Origin of the sequence: Streptomyces sp. NPDC056948 (assembly GCF_042674225.1) — a bacterium.
Classification (GTDB): domain Bacteria; phylum Actinomycetota; class Actinomycetes; order Streptomycetales; family Streptomycetaceae; genus Streptomyces; species Streptomyces purpurascens.
Window position 1 is genome coordinate 1 of record NZ_JBHUQX010000034.1, and the last position, 16,499, is coordinate 16,499.

The window sequence follows — 16,499 nt, forward strand, 5'->3', positions numbered from 1 at the left end:
GTCTACGACCCGGTCGGCGGCGAGGCCTACGCCCAGTCCGCCAAGGTCGTCGCCTTCGAGGGGCGCATCATCGTCGTCGGCTTCGCCGGCGGCACGATCCCCACCCCGGCCCTGAACCACGCCCTGGTGAAGAACTACTCGATCATGGGTCTGCACTGGGGCCTCTACAACACCAAGAACCCGAAGCTGGTCCAGCACTGCCACGAGCAGCTCACCGAGCTGGCCGCCCGGGGCGCGATCAAGCCGCTGGTGAGCGAGCGCGTCCCGCTCCCGGGAGCGGCCGCCGCCGTGCAGAAGGTCGCGGACGGCCTGACCACCGGACGGGTCGCCGTCGTCATGGAGGAGGCAGCAGCATGACCAGCGCGGAGCAGCGCAGTGTGACCAGCGCCGAGGAACTGCGCGGCCGTACGCGGGAGTTGCTGGCCGCGCACCCGCCGGCCTCGACCGACCGTCTGGACTTCCTCCGGGCCCGTTTCGACGCCGGACTGGCGTGGGTGCACTACCCGGAGGGCCTCGGCGGAGTCGGCGCCCCCCGTTCCCTCCAGGCCGTCGTGGACGCCGAGCTGGAGGCCGCCGGGGCGCCCGACAACGACCCGCGGCGGATCGGCATCGGCCTCGGGATGGCCGCGCCGACGATCCTCAAGTACGGCACCGAGGAGCAGAAGCAGCGGTTCCTCAGGCCCCTCTGGGTGGGTGAGGAGGTCTGGTGCCAGCTGTTCAGCGAGCCGGGCGCCGGGTCCGACCTCGCCGCGCTGCGCACACGGGCCGTGCGTGAGGGCGACACCTGGGTGATCAACGGGCAGAAGGTCTGGACGTCCAGCGCCCATGTGGCCCGCTGGGCGATCCTCATCGCCCGCACCGACCCGGACGTGCCCAAGCACCGGGGCATCACGTACTTCGTCTGCGACATGACCGACCCGGGCGTCGAGGTGCGGCCGCTGCGGCAGGTCACCGGCGAGGCCGAGTTCAACGAGGTGTTCCTCACCGACGTCCGGATCCCGGACGCGCGCCGCCTCGGCGAGGTCGGCGACGGCTGGCGGGTCGCGCAGACCACGCTGAACAACGAACGTGTCGCCATCGGCGGCATGCGGCTGCCCCGCGAGGGCGGCATGATCGGACCGGTCTCCAAGACCTGGCGCGAGCGGCCCGAGCTGCGCACCCACGACCTGCATCAGCGTCTGCTGAAGCTCTGGGTCGAGGCCGAGGTCGCACGGCTCACCAGCGAACGGCTGCGCCAGCAGCTCGTCGTGGGCCAGCCCGGTCCCGAAGGCGCCGGCATGAAGCTCGCCTTCGCCCGCCTCAACCAGGAGATCAGCGGCCTGGACGTGGAACTCCTCGGCGAGGAGGGCCTGTTGTACGACGACTGGACCATGCGCCGCCCGGAACTGGTCGACTTCACCGGCCGCGAGGCCGGCTACCGCTATCTGCGCTCCAAGGGCAACAGCATCGAGGGCGGGACCACCGAGGTCCTGCTGAACATCGTCGCCGAACGCGTCCTCGGCCTGCCCGCCGAACCGCGCACCGACAAGGACGTCGCCTGGAAGGACCTGGCCCGATGACGGATCTTCTCTACTCCGAGGAGGAAGAGGCGCTGCGGGCCGCCGTACGGGACCTGCTCGCCGACCACTGCGACGCGCCCGGGGTGATCGCCCGCACCGAGTCGGACACCCCGCACGACCGTGAGGCGTGGAAGGCGCTCGCCGACGGCATGGGCCTCGCGGGGCTCCTGGTGCCCGAGGCGAAGGGCGGCCAGGGCGCCACGCACCGCGAAGCCGCCGTCGTCCTGGAGGAGCTGGGCCGCGCGGTCGCTCCCGTGCCCTACCTGACCAGCGCCGTCGTCGCCACCGAGGCACTGCTCGCCTGCGACGCCGACGACCTGCTCGCCGACCTGGCGTCCGGGCGGCGGATCGGCGCCCTCGCCGTCGCGCTGAACATCGCACCGGGCACCGCCTACAAGGTGGTCCGGCACGAGGACGGCCGGCTGCGCGGTGAGCTGACCGGTATCGCGGACGCGGCCGTCGCGGACGTCCTGCTGGTGCCCGCCGACGACGGCGGCCTGTACGCGGTCGACGCCACGGCGGCGACCGTCACCCCCCAGGTCTCCCTGGACCTGACCCGGCCGCTGGCGACCGTCACGCTCGACGGGGTGCCGGGCCGGCTGCTGGGCGACGCCGAACCCGCCGTGCGCCGGGCCCTGACCGCCGGAGCCGGACTGCTCGCCTCCGAACAGTTCGGGCTCGCCGACTGGGCGCTGACGGAGACCGTCCGCTATCTGAAGGAACGCAAGCAGTTCAACCGGCCCGTCGGCGGCTTCCAGGCGCTCAAGCACCGGCTGGCCCAGCTCTGGCTGGAGGTCGTCAACCTCCGCGCGGCCGCCCGCAACGCCGCGGACGCGCTGGCGAGGGGCGAGGACGTCGAGGTGGCCGTCACCGTCGCCCAGGCCTTCGCGGCACCCGTGGCCGTGCACGCCGCCGAGGAGGCAGTGCAACTGCACGGCGGCATCGGCATGACGTGGGAGCACCCGGCGCACCTGTACCTGAAGCGTGCGAAGGCCGACTCGATCGCCTACGGCACGGCGGGCGCCCACCGCGAGGCACTGGCCGGACTGGTCGACCTCCAAGCCCCCTGACGTACACCCGGACGTACCTGTTCGACGCGAGGGAAAAGCCCGGGAAGCACCGGGGAAAGCCCGTCCCACCTGGGGCGGGCTTTTTCGTGCGCCCCGCTCCGGTGAAGTGAACGCCGGGCGGCGGTCCGGCCAACTCCGTGCACGGGCCTGCTTCTTGGACCTGCCGGGACCCCATACTCGCAGGGTTCCCGTACGGCACTTCCAGGGAGGCAGAGCATGGCCCTCACCACCCGTCGCAGAGCCCTCACCACCCTCGGCGCCGCCCTCGCGGGCTCGGTCGCCCTCCCCGCCGCCCACGCGGCGGCCGGCGAACGACGGCACGGGTGCCGCCCGTTGTGGCGCGCCCACGCCCACAACGACTACGAGCACCCGCGCCCGTTGTTCGACGCCCTCGACCACCGGTTCGGCAGCGTCGAGGCCGACATCTACCTAGTCGGCGACCAGCTCCTCGTCGCCCACGACCCGGAGGACCTCGACCCGGCCCGCACCCTCGAGTCGCTCTACCTCGACCCGCTCGCCGCCCGCGTCCGGGCCAACCGCGGCCGCGTGTACCGGGGGTACCGCGGCTCGCTGCAACTCCTCGTCGACATCAAGACCGAGGGCTCGTCGACGTATCTCGAGCTCGACCGCCACCTCGGGCGCTACCGGCACCTGTTCACGACATACGCCCACGGCCGTGTCCTCCCCGGCCCGGTCACCGCCGTGATCTCCGGCGACCGCGCGGCCCGCGCCCCCATGGAGGCCCAGAGCGTCCGGCGCGCCTTCTACGACGGCCGCCTCGCCGACCTCGGCAGCCAGGCCCCGGCCTCCTTCGTCCCGCTGATCAGCGACAACTGGTCCCTCAACTTCACCTGGCAGGGTGTGGGCGCGTTCCCGGACGCCGAGCGGGAGAAGCTGCGGGGCATCGTCCGGGCCGCGCACGCGCGGGGGCAGAAGGTGCGGTTCTGGGCGACCCCTGATCTGGCCGGGCCCGCCCGTGACGCGGTGTGGGCCGAACTGCTCGCCGCGGACGTCGACCACCTCAACACCGACGACCTCGCCGGACTGGAGGCGTTCCTGGACGCCCGCCGGGCGGCGTAGGACTTCACACGTTCGGCGGACAGGTCAGCCCACCGGACGAACCCTCCGCTACGCCACACTTACGGCCGAACGCCGTGAATCGGATAGGGCGGCGTGGCGGAGGAGTTGACGATGGCCATTTCCATCTCTGTGGTGCTGCTGCTCGTGGTCCTTGCGGTGATCTTCCTGCGCAACGGTGGGCTGAAGGTCTCCCATGCGCTGGTCTGCCTGCTGCTCGGCTTCTACCTGGCCAGCACGAGCATCGCCCCCACCATCCACAGCGGCATCACGGCGACGGCGGAGATCGTCAGCAGCTTGAGGCCTTGAGGCGGGTCTTGAGGTGAGGCCTTGAGGTGAGGCCTTGTGCCGCTAGTCCGAGAACACGCCGATGCCGTTCGGGACGGCGCGCTCGGCGCCGCCGCTGGGGTGGTTGCGTACGGACACGGTGCTCGCGCCCGACTTCCGGGCGACCAGCGTCGACGACCCGCCGCCGTCCAGGCTCAAGGCGTCCCGCGAACCCAGCCGCCGCATGGTGTCGGCCACTTCGGCGATCGTCATGCCGCTGCGGTAGGCGGTGCCACCGTCCAGCGCGAGCAGCAGCATGTGCCGCCCGTCGTCGGCGAGCCCCACGGCCGTACGGACGGCCGACGCCGTGTCGTCCAGACCCGGCAGTGGCCGGCCTTTCGAGAGGACCGGGTAGCCGCCGAGGGCGAGACGGTACGGGACTCCGCTCGTGGCCGCGACGAGACTGTGCGCGATCTCTACCGCTTCGCCGGTGGAGAACTTCCGGAGCTGCTGGGCGCCCGCCTCCCGGCCGACCAGCACGGTCGTCCCCGCGGCGATGGGGCCGCGGCCGGGGGTGTCGGCGGCCGAGACGACCTTGCCGTCGCGGACCGTCACCTCATAGGTGTCCGTGCTGCACGGAGCGGCCCGGTCCGTGTCCGTGCCGCAGGTGGAGCGCACCCGGGAGGCGCTGCCCCACTCGGAGGTGAACGCGCCGACGGAACCCACCGGCAGCGCGTACTGGTTGAGCCCGCCGAGCGGCAGCCGCGTCCCGGAGGCGCGGACCGAGCCGTCGAGGGCCAGCCGGTCCAGCCTGGCGCGTCCGTCGGTGCCCACACCGAACACGTCCTCGGTGGTCGTGCCGGGCGGCAGCTCCGGGCCGAACCGCTGGCCGTTCGGCACGGCCGCCTTGAGCGTCCGCCCGGCCGTGATCGCCGGACCCACGCTCGCGCCGGTCGCCTCGACGCCCGGGTGCTGCGTCTCGGTGATGTTGAAGAAGTCGCCGTTGACACCGGCGACGGCCCTCTGGGCGTCGGCCATCCGCGAGACCTGCGCGCGCGAGGCCACCGCGCCGGGGTACAGCAGATCCACCTTCACGCGCGGGTTGCCCAGGTCGACGCGCAGCACATGCGCGTGCGTCACCCCTTTGGCCGCCGGGATGTCGAAGTGCTCGTACGTGACACCCGGCGCGACACGGACGCCCTTCTGGGCGGCACCGGCCGGAGCCGCCCCCGCCAGGGACGCACCGGCCAGTGCGCCGAACGCCGTGAGGAACGCCAGTACCGCTCTGCCTGCTCTGCGTCGCTTATGACGATCAGTCACCGTACCCCCTGATGTCTCGTCAGATGTCCTCAGGGGCAGTGGACCAGACGTCAGGGCTCAGGAGTACGGCTGACTGCCGACTACGCGGAAACAGTCGGAAAAACACACCCCTCCGGGTGCTTCAGCTGCCGTCCGTTCTGGTGGTGTACGGCGTGTAGTGCGCGGGTGTGTGGTCGATCGGCAGGCCGGGTCGCCAAGCCGTGAGGGCCTGAGCGCTGCACACGAACAACTGCTCGGGCAGCCGGTCCAGGCCGAACCAGCGCCAGCGGCCCACGCTCTCCTCGGGCTGGTCCGCGGGCTCGCCCTGCCAGACGGTGACCCGGGCGGCGACGGTCACCCGGACGACCCCGCCGGCATCGTCGAGGAGCGTCCCCAGCAGCCGGACGTCCTCCGGCCGTGCCGCGAGCCCGGTCTCCTCGCCCAGTTCGCGCACCACCGTGTCCCGCAACGACTCCCCGGGTTCCACCGTCCCGCCGGGCAGCTCCCACGTCCCGCGCCGGTGCCGGCCCAGGAGCAGCCCGCGGGGTCCGTACAGGATGGCGCCGACCCCGAGCGCGGCATGGGCCGGCGGCGGTCGGTCGACGCGCGGCCGGGAGGAGACGCGGACGGGCCGGGTCACCTGGAAGAGCCGGTAGGACGCGTGGTCGCCGGCCTGCGGCGTGTCGAGGACGTCGACGTGCTCCACGCGCAGCCCGTACTCGGTGAGCAGCTCCGTCCAGAGGTCCGGGGTGAGGACCCACATGTGGACGGTGGTGTCACCACCGCCGGCCATCCGCAGGATCTCGGGCCGGGCCGCGACCCGGTCCGAGGGGCCGTCACCGCGCGAGTTGGTGTGCAGCACCGTGAAGCAGAGCCTGCCGCCCGGCCTGAGCGCCGCGGCGAGGGCGGGCAGCAGCCGGTGCGGGTCGAGGTACGGGACGGCATGCAGGGAGTAGATGACGTCGTACGGCTCCGCCGCGCGCAGATGCTCCACCGCGTCGGCCAGGACCAGCCGCAGCCCGGGCAGCGAGCCGTAACGGGCACGGGCCCGTTCGTACTGGCCGGCCGAGGCGTCGACCGCGTCCACCAGCGCGCCGTGCGCACGCGCCAGATGGGCGGCGTGCCGGGCCGGACCGCACCCGAGGTCCAGCACCCGCCGGCCCGCGAGCTCCCCGAGGACCTCGGTCCCCGGCCCGGTGCCCTCGAAACCCCAGTCGATCCGCGCCACCTCGGGCAGCTCCGTGCCACGCCGCAGATGGTGAACTCCGTACGCACGCCAGGCCTCCGCGTTGACCTCCTCCGGTGGTGTCCCCAAGGCTCAGCCGCCCGCGGCGGCGTCGCGCGGAAGCACCCTGACACGGTGGAAGTTGCATCCGACGGGCCGCGGCTCATCGGCGGCGGGCGGAGTCTGGTGTGCCTTGAGCGCGATGCTCACCAGGCTCAGCAGCAGATCGACGTCCGCTTCGCAGTCGAGGTGGACCGTCACCCAGCACGATCCGGGAACCAGGTGGATCGCGCTCGAACCGGCGAGGTCGTAGTGGAAGCGCTGGATGGCCCGGCCGGTGAGGTGGAGGTCCACGTCCCGTGCCGAGTGGAAGTGGACGATCTCGTCACGGACGGAACGGAGCGCCCGTCCGGTACCGCAACTCGCCGGGCCCGGCATCAGGTCGGGCCAGGCCTGCAGGCGCTCCATGGCGCGCTGGGCCAGAGTCATGGCCCCATCGTGGCGTGCTCACCGTGCCGCAACCAGAGGTTGAGCGCTTTGTAACCGGGACGTGAGGTGGGGTGAGGGGGCAGGGGGCGGCTCGCGCGACTCGGGCGGTTCCTGCTCAGGCGGAGTCTCTGACCAGTCTCATGTAGCGCTTCCAGTCCCAGTGGCGGCCCGGGTCGGTGTGGTCGCTGCCCGGTACCTCGTGGTGGCCGATGATGTGTTCCCGGTTCCGGGGGATGCCGTGCCGCGCGCAGATCGCCGCGGTGAGCCGGGCCGATTCCTCGTACACGGCGTCGGTGAAGTACGAGGGCTGATCCACCCAGCCTTCGTGCTCGATGCCGATGCCGCGCTTGTTGTAGTCCCAGTTCCCCGCGTGCCAGGCGATGTCGGCCTCGCGCACGCACTGCGCCACATGGCCGTCGGCCGAGCGCACCACGTAGTGCGCGGACACCTGCTTCCTCGGATTCCGGAAGATGGACAGGGTGCCGGAGAAGGTCGTCTGAGCGACATGGATGATCACGCGGTCGACGGGATGGCCGCGGGGGCGGTTCGACGCCGTGTAGTTGGCGCCGGTCGCCGGGTGCCACTCGGCCCCGGGGTGGTCGGGCGCCTGGGGCCGGGCCGCGGCTCGTGTGCCGGGGAGCAGGACGTACGGCACGGCGGTGAGGGCGGCGCCCACGAGGACGCCTCGCCTGCTGGGGAGCGGTGCTGCCTGGTCCATGACGGGATGCCTTTCGCTTCGACGGATCATCACGTTACGGCGCCTGCCGGTCCGTCAGAAGGGAACGACGTGGTTCGGTGGACGGGCGGGAGAGTGTGGATAACTCGCCCACTCCATGGGGTGATTCGGGCTGTCCGGGGCTCCCCGCCCGGGTCTCCGCCCGTCCGTCGCGGTCCGGTTGTCAGGCCCGCTCGGCGACGGCTGATCGTCTGTCAGGCCCGCTCGGCGACGGCTGCCGGATCGTCCAGCACCGCCCGCACGACCGAGTGCGCGGCGCCCAGCAGCGGCCCCTCGGGGCCCAGCCGTGACACGGACACTGGACAGGCCGGACCCGCCGTGCGCCGCGCCAGTTCCTCCCGCAGCGAGGGCAGCAGCCAGGGCGCGAGACCGGACAGCTCCCCGCCCAGCACCACGCTCTGCGGGTCGAGCAGGTTGACCGCCCCGGTCAGGGCGACACCGAGCGCGGTGCCCGCGTCGCGCAGGGCACGGCGTACGTCCTCGTCGCCCTCGGCGGCGCGCCCCGCGAGCAGCCCCACGCGGTCCTCGCCCGGCTCCAGGCCCGCCGCACGCAGCACCGCCTCCTCACCGGCGTACTGCTCAAGGCAGCCGCGCCCGCCGCACGCGCACGCCGGCCCGTCCGGCCGGACCGGCACATGTCCCAACTCGCCGGCGAAACCACGTGTGCCGCGCAGCAGCCCGCCGTCCACGACGACGGCCGCACCGATGCCGATCTCCGCCGACACATGCAGGAAGTCGCGCGGCGTGCCGTCCTCGAGCCAGAGTTCGGCCAGGGCGCCGAAGTTGGCCTCGTTGTCCACGGTCAGCGGCAGCTCCGCCGGCAGCAGGGCACCGAGGTCCGTGTCGTGCCAACCGAGGTTCGGGGCGCGTACGACGGTCCGGGCATCGCGCGCCACCAGACCCGGTACGGCCACGGCGAGTCCGGCGGGCCACAGGCCCTCGCCCTCCGCCTCGGCGACGACCCGGCCGATCAGTTCGGTGAGCTCCGCCGTCACGGGCCCGGGGGAGCGCCCGCGGTTCGCGCCCTGCCGTATCGCCCGTGCCCTGGTCGTGCCGCGCAGGTCGACGGCACAGACCGCGAGATGGTCGACGCCGATCTCCGCGCCGATCCCGGCCGGGCCCCGTCCACTGACGGCGAGCGCGGAGCCGGGGCGGCCCACCCGGCCGGGCCGCTCGGGCCCCAGCTCCTCGATCAGCCCCGAGCGGACGAGTTCGTCGACGAGCGTCGACACCGCGGCCCGGGTGAGCCCGATCCGGGACGCGACGGCGGCCCGGGACAGCGGCCCCTCGGCGCGGACGGCGTGCAGGACGCGGGCGAGATTGCGGCGGCGCATGCCCTGCTGGGTGTCGGGCAGCGCGCGTCCCGGCCCCGCCGGGTGAGCCTCGTGCAGCGGTGCGGTCATGCCTGACGCCAGTCCTCAGTGGGTGTCGGTGGGCCGCTCCAGCAGCGGGGCCGCGTCGGAGAGTACCCCGGCGATCCTGGCCAGCGTCTCCTCGTCCCGCTCGACGGCGTCGAGCACCGGCCCGGCCGCCGTGTCCCAGCGGCGCGCCACGGCCGCCGCGTCCTCCCCGGTCAGCAGCCCGGCCGCCTGCGCGGCCGCGCCGAGCGCCACCAGTTCCTTGGCCTCGGGCACCTGCACGGGACGCCCCGACAGCCTCCGTACGGTCTGCTGCCAGGCCGCGCCCCGGGCGCCGCCGCCGATCAGCAGCAGGGGTGCCGAAGGGTCGGCGTCCTGGTCCAGGACCAGGTCGAGCGCGCCGAGCAGGGAGTGCACGGCGCCGTCGTAGGCGGCCTGGAGCAGCTGGCCGCCGGTCGTGTCGTGGCGCAGGCCGTGCAGCAGGCCGGAGGCGTTCGGCAGGTTCGGGGTGCGTTCGCCGTCCAGATAGGGCAGCAGGGTCACGGCCGTGCCGGGTTCGACGGCCTCGCGGTCGAGGCCCAGCAGCGTCGCGACGCGGTCGACGGCGAGTGTGCAGTTCAGGGTGCAGGCCAGCGGCAGCCAGTCGCCGCGTCCGTCGGCGAAGCCCGCCACCGTGCCGGTCGGGTCTGCGGGCCGGTGCCGGGACACGGCGTACACCGTGCCCGAGGTGCCGAGGCTCATCACCGGCACGCCCGGACGCAGCCCGAGGCCCAGCGCCGCGGCGGCGTTGTCGCCGGTCCCGGGCGCGACCAGAGTGCCCTTGGAGAACGGCAGATCGTGGCTGTGCACCGTGCCCGCCACCTCCCCGGGCCGGACCACACGGGGCAGCAGAGCCGGGTCGAGCCCCACGTGCGCCAGGATCTCCTCGTCGTACGACTCCGTCCCGGACGCCCACCAGCCCGTCCCGGAGACGTCGCCGCGGTCGGTCGTGCCCTGCCCGGTGAGCCGCTCGGTGAGGTAGTCGTGGGGGAGGCGCACGGCCTTCGTGGCCCGGGCCGCCTCCGGCTCGTGCTCGGCCAGCCAGGCCCACTTGGTGACCGTGAAGGAGGCGGCGGGGACGCTTCCGGTGCGCTCGGCCCAGAACTTCGCGCCGCCCAGTTCCTCGGTCAGCCGACGCGCCTGCGGTGCCGAGCGCACGTCGTTCCACAGCAGGGCCGGACGCACCGGTTCGCCCCGGTCGTCCAGGGTGACCAGGCCGTGCTGCTGCCCGCCGACCGACACCGCGGCGGCCTCGTGCGCCGCGTCACCGCACTGGCGCAGGGCCTCGCACAGCGCGTCCCACCACTGGCGCGGGTCGCTCTCGCGACCGGCCCCCGAGGAGACGGTGTGCGGCGCCTGGCCGCTTGCCACGACCCGGCCGGTGGCCGCGTCGACGACCAGCGCCTTGGTGGACTGGGTGGACGAGTCCACGCCGACGACGAGCGGACCCTCGGCTGCTGACATCGGGCTTCTCCCTCTGCTGTCGTCCTTCTCTGGTCCTGCTTCTCTCGTTCCGAGACACCTTGTCTCTTCCCGGAGAGGTGCTGTCTCTTCCCAGAGAGGTGCTCGCATACTAATTTGTAAATCGCCATGACGAAATAGTCTCAGCGAGCAAGGAGCCGCGGCATGAGCTACCAGCCCACCCCCGAGGACAGGTTCACCTTCGGCCTGTGGACCGTCGGCTGGCAGGGACGGGATCCCTTCGGCGACGCCACGCGACGTGCCCTCGACCCGGTCGAGTCGGTGCAGCGGCTGGCCGAGCTCGGCGCGCACGGCGTCACCTTCCACGACGACGACCTGATCCCGTTCGGCTCGAGCGACACCGAGCGCGAGGCCCACATCAAGCGCTTCCGGCAGGCTCTGGACGCCACGGGCATGAAGGTCCCGATGGCGACCACCAACCTCTTCACGCACCCGGTCTTCAAGGACGGCGCGTTCACCGCCAACGACCGCGACGTGCGTCGCTACGCGCTGCGCAAGACCATCCGCAACATCGACCTCGCCGCCGAGCTCGGCGCCCAGGTGTACGTGGCCTGGGGCGGCCGCGAGGGTGCCGAGTCCGGTGCCGCCAAGGACGTCCGCGCGGCCCTGGACCGGATGAAGGAGGCCTTCGACCTGCTCGGCGAGTACGTCATCTCCCAGGGCTACGACCTGCGCTTCGCGATCGAGCCCAAGCCGAACGAGCCGCGCGGCGACATCCTGCTGCCGACCGTCGGCCACGCCCTGGCGTTCATCGACCGTCTGGAGCGTCCGGAGCTGTACGGCGTCAACCCCGAGGTCGGGCACGAGCAGATGGCCGGGCTGAACTTCCCGCACGGCATCGCACAGGCCCTGTGGGCGGGCAAGCTGTTCCACATCGACCTCAACGGCCAGTCCGGCATCAAGTACGACCAGGACCTGCGCTTCGGTGCCGGCGACCTGCGTGCCGCGTTCTGGCTGGTCGATCTGCTGGAGTCGGCCGGCTACACCGGCCCGCGGCACTTCGACTTCAAGCCCCCGCGGACCGAGGACCTCGACGGGGTGTGGGCGTCGGCGGCCGGCTGCATGCGCAACTACCTCATCCTCAAGGACCGCGCCGCGGCCTTCCGTGCCGACCCGGAGGTCCAGGAGGCGCTGCGCGCGGCCCGTCTGGACGAGCTGGCCCAGCCCACCGCCGCGGACGGCCTCGAGGCCCTGCTCGCCGACCCGTCGGCCTTCGAGGCCTTCGACGTCGACGCGGCCGCCGCCCGCGGCATGGCCTTCGAGCACCTGGACCAGCTCGCCATGGACCACCTCCTGGGAGCACGTGGCTGAGTCCACACGCGCGTGTACGAGTGACTGTGGTGCGCGCGTGTACGCGTGACTGTGGTGCGCGCGTGAAGGCGTGGGCCGGCCGTACCGCCTGGAATGCCACGGAATCATGCGATCCACGCCATGGGTCCGTATCAACTCCCGTGCACCGCTCGCGTCTTGAGCGGTGCACGGTGACCCTGGTCGCCATGGCCCTGCCGCCCGTACCGCCGCAGCGGCGGAATCCGCTGCTCATCCTGATCACCGTGCTCGTGGCTGCCGCAGCCGTGTGCGCGGTGGTGCTGATGGCCAGGGGGAGCGACGACTCGCCGGACCGGGAGCCGCCCGCCGGGAGCACGAGCCGCACCCCTGTGCCGTCCTACGGCATCCCCACAAAGCTGCCTACCGCCTTGCCCAGCGAGCTGCGGACCCGGTTGCCGTCGGGCTTTCCGAGCCGGTTGCCGAGCGATCTGCCCAGCGACCTCGAATCGCTCCTTCCGTCCCTGGACGCAGGCGAGCTACTGCCGTAGGGGCGCCTCGCCTGGTGCGGCTTCCTCTCCGGCTACCGGATCCGCCGACGTCAGGGCCGTCGCCGGATCCTGCGCGGCGCCTCCCGCGGGCACCCAGCGGCCGCGTTCCTTCAGGTACGGCCACCACCGGCCGTCCCGGCCGAGGCGCAACTGGACCGGTGCGCCGGCGACCGTCCACCGGTTGCCCCGCGCCCGCAGCTCCGGCCGCTCGTCCGCATCCCAGGCCGACTCCAGGGCGGCACGCGCGCGTGCGAGCGTTTCGCCCTCCACCCGCCACTCCTCGTCGAGGACCGCCAGCGCTGCCGTACCGCCGAGGTGCCAGGCACGGACCGCCGTTTCGAGCCCTTCCCGGCCGCGTCCCGACCCGTCGGCGAGCCGGTCCGCCACATCGCGTCCGGGATCGCCCGCGGCCAGCCGCACCGCGTCCTGCGTCACCGTCAACTCCGCGTCGGAGGTGCCCCGGAGGGCCTCCGCGAGCAGGCGGTGGGCCTGTACGGCGGTTCGCGCGGCCAGGAACTCCAGCGCGGCCGGGTCGATGCCGGGAGCGGGCGGCGTCTCGGTGTCCAGGGACGGCGGCACCCCAGGCTCGTCCGGGAGTCCGGGCAGGGCCGGCAGCGGGGGCAGGATGTCACCGGCCGCATACGCCTCGGCCGCGTCCACACCCTCCGGCCCGGAGGACTCAGCGGCGGATCCGCCGCCGCGGGTCTGCAGAGCGTCCAGCAGAGCGGCTTCGTCGCGGCCCCGCATCAGCATCAGGACGAACGGATCCTGGTCCAGCAGCCGAGCCACCTGGTAGCAGAGCGCCGCCGTGTGCCCGCAGTGGTCCCAGGCGCCACAGTCGCACTCCGGTTCCAGATCGCCCAGGCCGGGCAGCAGTTCGACGCCTTCGGCCGCCGCGTCCTCGACCAGGTGCGGCGGCATCTCCCGGTCCAGCAGCGCCGCCACATGCCCGGCCCGCTCCACCGTCATGTCCAGGAAGCGGTCCCACTGTTCGGGCGAGAGCTCCTCCAGCAGGACGTCGGCCCGGTGCGCCGTGCGGTCGCGGTCCTGGACGACGGCCGTGAGCCGTCCCGGGCGCACCGACACCGCGCCGACCGCTCCCGCGCGGGCGAGCCGGCGGCCCGTCTTGAGCTGCGCCGAGTCCAGCACGGTGTCCTCCAGTGCCTTCAGCCAGGCCTGACCCCACCAGGACTGCGCGAAGCCCCGTCCGTGCGCCGGCGGCAGTGCCGCGAACGTGCGCTCCATGTCACCGTCGTACCGAGTCATCGCGCCCCTCGCAGTTCGACCAGTTCCGCCAGTTCCGCGTCCGTCAGCTCCGTGAGCGCCGCCTCGCCGGAGCCCAGGACGGCGTCCGCCAGCTCCCGCTTGCGGACCAGCAGTTCCGCGATGCGGTCCTCGATGGTTCCCTCCGCGATGATCCGGTGCACCTGCACGGGCCGGGTCTGGCCGATGCGGTAGGCGCGGTCGGTGGCCTGCGCCTCGACGGCCGGGTTCCACCAGCGGTCGTAGTGCACGACGTGCTCGGCCCGGGTGAGGTTCAGGCCGGTGCCCGCCGCCTTCAACGACAGCAGGAACACCGGCACTTCGCCGCCCTGGAAGCGCCGCACCATGTCCTCGCGCTGGGCGACGGGCGTCCCGCCGTGCAGGAACTGCGAGGGCGTGCCGCGGGCGGCCAGGTGCCGTTCGAGGAGGCGGGCCATCTGGACGTACTGCGTGAAGACCAGCACGCCCGCCTCCTCGGCGAGAATCGTGTCGAGCAGTTCGTCCAGCAGTTCCAGCTTCCCGGAGCGTCCGGCGATCACCGGGCTCTCCTCCTTGAGGTACTGCGCCGGGTGGTTGCAGACCTGCTTGAGGCCGGTCAGCAGCTTCACGATCAGGCCGCGTCGCGCCATGCTGCCGGCGCCGGAGATCTCCGCCAGCGCCTCGCGCACCACCGCCTCGTACAGCCCCGTCTGCTCCTGGGTGAGCGACACGGCGTGATCGGTCTCCGTCTTCGGCGGCAGCTCGGGCGCGATCCCCGGGTCCGCCTTGCGGCGGCGGAGCAGGAACGGCCGTACGAGCCGGGCCAGCCGGTCCGCGGCGGCCGGGTCCTGACCGCCCTCGACGGCCTCCGCGTAGCGCCTGCGGAAGGTGCCGAGCCGGCCCAGCAGCCCCGGCGTGGTCCAGTCGAGGATCGCCCACAGCTCCGACAGGTTGTTCTCCACGGGAGTGCCGGTGAGCGCCACGCGCGCGCGTGCGCCGATGGCACGCAGCTCCCGCGCGGTCGAGGAGTACGGGTTCTTCACGTGCTGGGCCTCGTCCGCCACGAGCATGCCCCACGGCACCCCGGCGAGCCGGGGCGCGTCCAGGCGCATCGTGCCGTACGTGGTGAGCACGAACTCCCCGTCGGCCAGGTCGTCGAGGCTGCGCCGTGCACCGTGGAAGCGCCGTACGGGGGTGCCGGGCGCGAACCGCTCGATCTCCCGCTGCCAGTTGCCCATCAGGGACGTCGGGCAGACCACCAGGGTGGGCCCGGCGGACTCGGCGTCGGTCTGCCGGTGCAGGTGCAGGGCGATCAGCGTGATCGTCTTGCCGAGCCCCATGTCGTCGGCGAGGCAGCAGCCGAGGCCCAGGGAGGTCATGCCGGCGAGCCAGTTCAGGCCCCGCCGCTGGTAGTCCCGCAGGGTGGCCGCGAGGGCGGCGGGCTGCTCCACGGGCTGCTGTTCCTCGGGGTCCGCGAGCCGCTCCCGCAGGGCCGCCAGCCATCCGGTGGGCCGCACCTCGACCCGGCTGCCGTCCACCTCCGCCCAGCCCGTCAGGGCCACGCCCAGCGCGTCCACCGGTGTGACCTTGTGGTCCTGCCGGGCGCGGGCGAGCCGTACCTCCTGAGGGTCGATCAGGACCCACTGGTCACGCAGCCGCACCACGGGGCGCTTGGCCTCGGCGAGCCGGTCCAGCTCCTCGCGGCTCAGCCGACGGTCGCCCAGCGCGAACGACCAGTTGAAAGCGAGCAGCGTGTCGGCTGACAGGAACGACGGCAGGGCCGCGACGGACCTGCCGGACTCCTCCGCCTCGTCGTCGAAGGGCCCAGCGGGCCCCACCTCCGCGCGCGTGGTGAACTCGCGGGTCAGTCCCTTCGGCCAGTGCACGTCGACTCCGGCCGCCGCCAGCGCACGGGCGCCCGCGCCGAGCAGCTCGGTGACCTCCTCGTCGGCGAGTTCGACCGCGTCCGGCACGGTCGCCGACAGCAGCGGCGTGAGCGGGGCCCAGGCCCGGGCCGTGCGGCGCAGGGCGAGCAGGGCATCCATCCGCGCGCGGGGGCCGAAGGCCTCGCCCTCGGCGCCGGCCCAGACGTCCGCGGCGTCCGCGACCAGCGCGGGATCGCTCACGCTGTGCACCTGGAGCACGGCCCGGAACGTCACGTCCGCGTCGGCCGCCGCGTCCGTCAGGCCGGGCGCCTCGATCCGCAGCGACAGCCGCACGCCCGCGTCGTGGCCCGCGGCGACATCGGCGGCCCAGGCGCGCTGCTCGGGCAGGTGTACCGGCTCGGGCGACGCGTAGGCGGGACCGCCGGTCACCAGCGGTGCGGCGGGGGAGCGGGGCAGGGTGTCGGCGACGGCGTCGAGGAAGGCGCGCAGGAGCCCCTCCGGGTCGGGCAGCCGCAGCGGCCCCGGGCCCGCGAGCGGCACGGCGTGCGCCTCGGGCGGCATGGCGGCGGCGAGCCGGCGGACGGTCTCGACGTCCTGGGCGCGCAGGGGACCCGTGCGCCAGGCGTCCTGGTCGCCGGGCGACAGCCCCGGCAACAGCAGCCCGCGCGCCACGAGGTGCAGGGCGTGCACGGCCGCCGCGCCCCAGAACACGGTGGACCGGTGCCCCTGCGCACTCACCCGCGCGCGGGTGAGGACCGGGAGGGCCGCGTGCACCGGTACCAGGACGGCGGGCACGCTCTCTACCTCGATTCCGTCGCTGCCGGGCACGACGACGGTCAGGTTCGCGGCGGACGCCGATGCCATGGCCGGCGGGGCATCGCCGTCGGGCCGCCAGAAGGCGATGCCGCCGGTGCGGGCCGGGTCGCCGGGCAGGAACACGGCGTGGCAGTGAG

The 16,499-nt window shown here is 73.4% G+C and carries 15 protein-coding genes; 7 read left to right on the forward strand and 8 right to left on the reverse strand.

Annotated elements, in window-relative coordinates; all coding sequences use genetic code 11:
* The 5 genes from ACFTZL_RS06750 to ACFTZL_RS06770 all read left to right on the forward strand — a co-directional run.
* The coding region (locus ACFTZL_RS06750) for a zinc-binding dehydrogenase (protein WP_382579160.1) at window positions 1-357 on the forward strand (357 nt) is incomplete at its 5' end.
* Between the two features lie 20 nt (window positions 358-377).
* On the forward strand, window positions 378-1,559 hold the full coding sequence (locus ACFTZL_RS06755; protein ID WP_382579212.1) for an acyl-CoA dehydrogenase family protein: 1,182 nt from the start codon (window positions 378-380) through the stop codon (window positions 1,557-1,559).
* Window positions 1,556-2,629: an acyl-CoA dehydrogenase family protein gene (locus ACFTZL_RS06760; RefSeq protein WP_382579161.1), complete on the forward strand. Its 1,074-nt coding sequence runs from the start codon at window positions 1,556-1,558 to the stop codon at window positions 2,627-2,629. The genes ACFTZL_RS06755 and ACFTZL_RS06760 overlap by 4 nt, the downstream gene beginning before the upstream one ends.
* A gap of 216 nt (window positions 2,630-2,845) precedes the next feature.
* Window positions 2,846-3,709 carry a phosphatidylinositol-specific phospholipase C/glycerophosphodiester phosphodiesterase family protein gene (locus tag ACFTZL_RS06765; RefSeq protein ID WP_382579163.1) on the forward strand — a complete coding sequence of 288 codons (864 nt, stop codon included), beginning with the start codon at window positions 2,846-2,848 and terminating at the stop codon, window positions 3,707-3,709.
* A gap of 111 nt (window positions 3,710-3,820) precedes the next feature.
* A complete protein-coding gene (locus ACFTZL_RS06770; RefSeq protein WP_382579165.1) occupies window positions 3,821-4,015 on the forward strand; it encodes a hypothetical protein in 195 nt (64 codons plus the stop codon).
* 42 nt (window positions 4,016-4,057) lie between these two features.
* Here the strand turns inward: ACFTZL_RS06770 and ACFTZL_RS06775 are convergent, their stop codons facing one another.
* The 6 genes from ACFTZL_RS06775 to xylB all read right to left on the reverse strand — a co-directional run bounded on the left by ACFTZL_RS06775 (window position 4,058) and on the right by xylB (window position 10,583).
* Entirely contained in the window at window positions 4,058-5,293 is a 1,236-nt protein-coding gene (locus ACFTZL_RS06775; protein WP_382579167.1) for a phosphodiester glycosidase family protein, read from the reverse strand.
* A 121-nt stretch (window positions 5,294-5,414) separates the two neighbouring features.
* Window positions 5,415-6,587: an NUDIX domain-containing protein gene (locus ACFTZL_RS06780; protein WP_382579169.1), complete on the reverse strand. Its 1,173-nt coding sequence runs from the start codon at window positions 6,585-6,587 to the stop codon at window positions 5,415-5,417.
* 3 nt (window positions 6,588-6,590) lie between these two features.
* The gene (locus ACFTZL_RS06785; protein WP_382579171.1) at window positions 6,591-6,986 is read right to left on the reverse strand and encodes a luciferase family protein; all 396 of its coding nucleotides are present in this window, start codon (window positions 6,984-6,986) and stop codon (window positions 6,591-6,593) included.
* 115 nt (window positions 6,987-7,101) lie between these two features.
* Complete coding sequence (locus ACFTZL_RS06790) at window positions 7,102-7,704, reverse strand: N-acetylmuramoyl-L-alanine amidase (protein WP_382579173.1); 603 nt, start codon at window positions 7,702-7,704, stop codon at window positions 7,102-7,104.
* Window positions 7,705-7,916: 212 nt separating this feature from the next.
* Complete coding sequence (locus ACFTZL_RS06795; RefSeq protein ID WP_382579175.1) at window positions 7,917-9,125, reverse strand: ROK family protein; 1,209 nt, start codon at window positions 9,123-9,125, stop codon at window positions 7,917-7,919.
* A gap of 15 nt (window positions 9,126-9,140) precedes the next feature.
* The gene (xylB, locus tag ACFTZL_RS06800; protein WP_382579177.1) at window positions 9,141-10,583 is read right to left on the reverse strand and encodes a xylulokinase; all 1,443 of its coding nucleotides are present in this window, start codon (window positions 10,581-10,583) and stop codon (window positions 9,141-9,143) included.
* Between the two features lie 162 nt (window positions 10,584-10,745).
* Between xylB and xylA the strand changes: the two genes are divergently transcribed.
* Window positions 10,746-11,912, forward strand: coding sequence for a xylose isomerase (xylA, locus tag ACFTZL_RS06805; protein ID WP_382579179.1), 1,167 nt, complete (start codon window positions 10,746-10,748; stop codon window positions 11,910-11,912).
* Between the two features lie 185 nt (window positions 11,913-12,097).
* Window positions 12,098-12,418 (forward strand): hypothetical protein, encoded by a 321-nt coding sequence (locus tag ACFTZL_RS06810; RefSeq protein ID WP_382579181.1) that lies wholly within the window; start codon window positions 12,098-12,100, stop codon window positions 12,416-12,418.
* Here ACFTZL_RS06810 and ACFTZL_RS06815 read toward each other — a convergent pair.
* Window positions 12,407-13,684, reverse strand: a complete 1,278-nt coding sequence (locus ACFTZL_RS06815) for an SWF or SNF family helicase (protein ID WP_382579183.1) — start codon at window positions 13,682-13,684, stop codon at window positions 12,407-12,409. The two genes, ACFTZL_RS06810 and ACFTZL_RS06815, sit on opposite strands and share 12 nt — an antisense overlap.
* Window positions 13,681-16,485, reverse strand: a complete 2,805-nt coding sequence (locus ACFTZL_RS06820; protein WP_382579185.1) for a DEAD/DEAH box helicase — start codon at window positions 16,483-16,485, stop codon at window positions 13,681-13,683. Before ACFTZL_RS06820 ends, ACFTZL_RS06815 begins: the two co-directional genes overlap by 4 nt.
* Window positions 16,486-16,499 lie beyond the last annotated feature (14 nt).